This window comes from Streptomyces aurantiacus (assembly GCF_001418335.1).
In the GTDB taxonomy this organism is placed as follows: Bacteria; Actinomycetota; Actinomycetes; order Streptomycetales; family Streptomycetaceae; genus Streptomyces; species Streptomyces aurantiacus.
Genome location: NZ_LIPP01000532.1, coordinates 1 through 1,792, shown reverse-complemented (window position 1 = coordinate 1,792; position 1,792 = coordinate 1). Strand labels below are relative to the sequence as shown.

Sequence of the window (1,792 nt, the reverse complement as noted above, 5' to 3'; positions counted from 1 at the left end):
GGGACAGGGGGCGGGAGGGACGGGAGAGACGGAAGAGGCCGGAGAGACGGCAGACACATGGGCCCCGGGTTCCGGGCCCTGAACGATTCGGTCATATACGTCACCACATGCGTTACCCGGCCTCGACGGGGTGCGACGACGCGCGATGTGACCCGAACGTAACTGACCGGGCGCGCAAGGTCATTGACCTGGCTGGACCGCTGCTCTTACGTTCGGTCAACCGAACACGGCCACAAAGATGTCGGCCAGCAGGAGGTCGTCCCCGTGCGTCCCACCGCCGCTCCCATCCTTCTCGCGACCTTGCTCTCCGCGACCGCGCTCAGCGCCTGCGGCAGTGACTCCGGCAGTGATCCGGACACCGTGGAGATCTCCTACAAACAGTCGACGGACAACTCGATCCGTGTGATGGACACGTATCTCGAAGACATCAAGGAGCAGTTCGAGAAGGCCAATCCGGACAAGAAGGTCAAGCTCGTCCCGATCAAGGCCCCGGACTCGGAGTACTACACGAAGCTCCAGCAGATGCTCCGCTCCCCCAAGACGGCGCCCGACCTGGTCTACGAGGACACGTTCCTCATCAACTCCGACATCACGAGCGGCTACCTCAAACCCCTGGACCCGTACCTCGACCAGTGGGACGACTGGGGCCAGTTCATCGACACGGCGAAGTCGGCGGCTCAGGGGCAGGACGGGAAGACGTACGGCGTCCCGGACGGCACCGACACCCGCGGCCTCTGGTTCGACAAGGGCATCTTCGCGAAGGCCGGCCTGCCCGCCGACTGGCAGCCGAGGAGCTGGGACGACGTCCTCGACGCGGCCCGCACGATCAAGGAGAAGGTCCCCGACGTCACCCCGCTGAACGTGTACACGGGCAAGCCCGCGGGTGAGGCGGCCACCATGCAGGGCTTCGAGATGCTCCTGTACGGGACGGCCACCGGTGCCACCGAGAGCCCGCTGTACGACACGGCGTCCAAGAAGTGGATCACGGGAAGCCAGGGCTTCAGGGACTCGCTCCAGTTCGTCGAGACGGTCTTCAAGGAGGAGCTCGGCCCCGACCCCTCGGACGCTCTCGACCCCAACTTCGGGACCCGGGTCCGCGGCGAACTCCTCCCCGAGGGCAAGCTCGGCATCGACCTGGACGGCTCCTGGCTTCCGCAGGACTGGCTGAAGGGCAGCGGCCACGAATGGCCCGAGTGGTCCGAGAAGCTGGGCCTCGCGTACATGCCGACGCAGAACGGCCAGTCGCCCGGGAAGGTGAGCATGTCGGGCGGCTGGACCTGGTCGATCCCGAGCAAGGCGGGCAACCCCGACCTGGCCTTCGAATTCGTCAAGACGATGCAGACGACAGCGAACGCCAAGAAGTGGTACATCGCCAACTCCGGTATCTCGGTGCGCACCGACGTGGCCGAGGACCCGGCGTACGTGAAGGCGCAGCCCGGCATCAAGTTCTTCACGGACCTGGTGGCGAACACGCACTACCGCCCGGCGTACCCCGCGTATCCGAAGGTCTCCACGGCGATCCAGGAGGCCATGGAGGGCGTGACGACCGGCGACAGCTCGGTGGCCGAGGCGGCGAAGGGCTACGACGAGGAACTGAAGTCGGTCACGGACAACCAGGTCATCAAGAAATGACCCGGGACACGACCGGGGAACCGGTCGCTGACCGGAAGAGCCCGAAGAGCCCGAAGAACCCGAAGACGACTGAGAAATGATCGGCCGCTCATGACCGCCGCACCCCCCACGGGCCCCGGCGTGGTGAAGACCGCGCCGGGGCCCGTGGGGGGTGCGGCGG

1 protein-coding gene is annotated in these 1,792 nt (G+C 66.4%); it reads left to right on the top strand.

The window, feature by feature from the left end; all coding sequences use genetic code 11:
- The first annotated feature begins 264 nt into the window (after positions 1-264).
- Complete coding sequence (locus tag AOK01_RS39980; protein WP_055520560.1) at positions 265-1,632, top strand: extracellular solute-binding protein; 1,368 nt, start codon at positions 265-267, stop codon at positions 1,630-1,632.
- Positions 1,633-1,792 lie beyond the last annotated feature (160 nt).